This window comes from Lentibacillus salinarum (assembly GCF_042679865.1).
Lineage (GTDB): Bacteria > Bacillota > Bacilli > Bacillales > Amphibacillaceae > Lentibacillus > Lentibacillus salinarum.
Genome location: NZ_JBHTNH010000047.1, coordinates 1 through 2,653 on the forward strand (window position 1 = coordinate 1; position 2,653 = coordinate 2,653).

At 41.9% G+C, this 2,653-nt stretch carries 1 protein-coding gene; it reads left to right on the forward strand.

Annotation, left to right across the window (positions count from 1 at the left end; genetic code table 11):
* Positions 1-718 precede the first annotated feature (718 nt).
* A complete protein-coding gene (gene ltrA, locus ACFQ4A_RS16510; protein ID WP_382402510.1) occupies positions 719-2,512 on the forward strand; it encodes a group II intron reverse transcriptase/maturase in 1,794 nt (597 codons plus the stop codon).
* Positions 2,513-2,653: the final 141 nt, after the last annotated feature.

Here is a 2,653-nt window from a genome sequence, read left to right on the forward strand (position 1 = left end):
AACGGTCGCCGCTCGACAAGTTCTGCCATAAACGCTTTAAAGCGTGAAAGGCAGGGGATTACCTAGCGGACAATCCCAACTTTACAATCAAGGGTGGGAATGACGGAACCATGTTTCCCGAAACCATCCCGTCAATACTCCTGCATGCGTCGTAATTGACAGGTTACGGGGTTTGAAGTACAGGTGGATTCGGCAGAACGGAGACTAAAGCCACTCCCTCGGAGAAGGTATGTCAACGGATATGCCGCATGGCTGAAAAACTGGATATGGTGAGAATGGTTTCAGCACAATGAAACTGACGAATAACCGAATATACAGGTCTAGAGTTTGAACATAAGGAAACTTATGTCCCATCCAACGATGGGGTGAGTGGTGTGCAGTAAAAATGCGCCCTATGAAACACGCTATATCGAACAACGGCGATATCCAGCTCACAGGCTTCCAGGGAACACCTAAGTTCAGTATGGATAGCTAGATTGTAAGGGACTTGGAAAACAAGGAACGTTGAAACAAGGACTGTCATCCCAAACGTTTGTCATAAGGCGTAAGCCAAAAGGCATTTATCCTTGTGAGGGTAGGGGTATGACTGATGAATCTCTTGTAATGAGAGTGGAGGAATAACCCCAAGTCTAGCGAAATGAAAGATTATTTTCCAAGCGTGTATTGCACCGATCGGGTAGGAATGTGGGAACATCACTCCAGAAGGAGGGATGCCACAGTGCAAGCTTTACGATATTGGGATTACTATGAAATGACCGAGATTTTCACAGATTTGTACGATAAAAGCTTGAAGCATCAATCCTTTTCTCACCTTTATGATGTCATTACATCTAGAGAAAATATTTTGTTAGCTTATCGTACTATCAAATCAAATAAAGGCTCCGGAACACCCGGAACCGACAATAATACCATTAACGATATTAAAACGTGGTCTGAAGAAAAATTATTGATGAAAGTCAGAAGACAACTTGACAATTATCGTCCCAAGAAAGTCAGGCGAAAATGGATTGATAAAGGAAATGGAAAATATAGACCGCTTGGCATTCCTTGTATCTTGGACCGCATTATCCAACAAAGCTTCAAACAAGTACTGGAACCGATTGCGGAAGCTAGATTCTATAACCATAGTTATGGATTTAGACCACTCCGCTCGGCTCACCATGCCATGGCAAGAGTCCAACAACTCATCAATTTATCCCACTTTCACTTTGTGGTTGATATTGATATTAAAGGCTTCTTTGACCATATTAACCATACATTGCTTATAAAGCAATTATGGAACATGGGGATTCAAGACCGAAAAGTATTAGCTTGTATCGGCAGAATGTTGAAAGCTGAAATAGATGGAGAAGGCATACCAACACAAGGCGTTCCGCAAGGTGGCTTGTTGTCAACCTTATTGGCAAACATCGTTCTTAACGACCTTGACCAATGGGTTGCGGGGCAATGGGAATTCTTCCCGTTATCCAAATCCTATCAATCCAAAGCTGGTGAAAGACAAGCCAAAAAGCGTACCAATCTTAAAGAAGGCTATCTCGTTCGTTATGCGGATGATTTTAAAATCCTTTGTAAAGATGGTAAAACGGCACAAAGGTGGTATCATGCCGCAAGGCTTTACCTCAAAGACCGTTTGAAATTGGATATATCACCAGAAAAATCTCAAGTTGTAAACCTACGGAAACGTGAATCTGAATTCTTAGGCTTCACCATCCGCGCTGATAAAAAGCGCAAAAAGAGAGTTGCGCGTACCGGTGTTAAACCCGATAAAAAGCGTAAAATTAAAGAAGAGGCACGAAAACTGATTCGAAGAATAAGGTCCTCGCCTTCGGCTCTTAATGCTTTACTTTTTAACAGCTTTGTATTGGGGATTCATCAATATTTCAGAAAAGCCACTAAGGTCAATCTCGAGTTCTCGCGTCTTGCCTATGACTTAGGTGCGTTCATATATAATCATCTTAGACCAGTAGGCAAATATGGTCATCCATTTAATCCACCACCAACATATAAGAAAATGTACCATCGGGGCTTTAAAACGTTTCGGATAGCCGGTGTCTATCTATTCCCGTTGGCAGATGTGAAAACACAGAATACCATTGGATTCACTCCGGCAATGACGCCTTTCACCGAGAAGGGCAGAAAAATGATATACAATAAGCTACAACCGGACGTTCAATCGGAAATCAGTGTACTAATGAAATCAACCCTGCCAAACCGAAGCGTTGAATATTTGGATAACCGAATCAGTCGGTATAGTATGAAAATGGGAAAATGTGAAATCACAGGCACTGAAGTGCCAGCATCAGAGGTCCATTGTCATCACTATGTACCGTTAAGCATTGGCGGAAATGACCAGTTTAATAATCTTCGTATTCTTCATAAAGATGTACACCGATTGATTCATACAAGGGACAAAAAGATGATTGATGAACTCATAGAAAGACTTCAGCTTACAGGAAAGATGATTGAAAAAGTCAATCGCTTTCGTGATAAATGTAGGCTTGAAGCTATCTAACAATCTCAAACACGAAGTAACGAGGAACTTATAATCGAGTAAATTACGGTAGATGGAACGCGGAATGCGGGGAAACTTGCACGTTCCGTGTGGAGCAGGGGAAAAGCCGGAGATAATTTCAAACGCTTACCTATTGCTGAC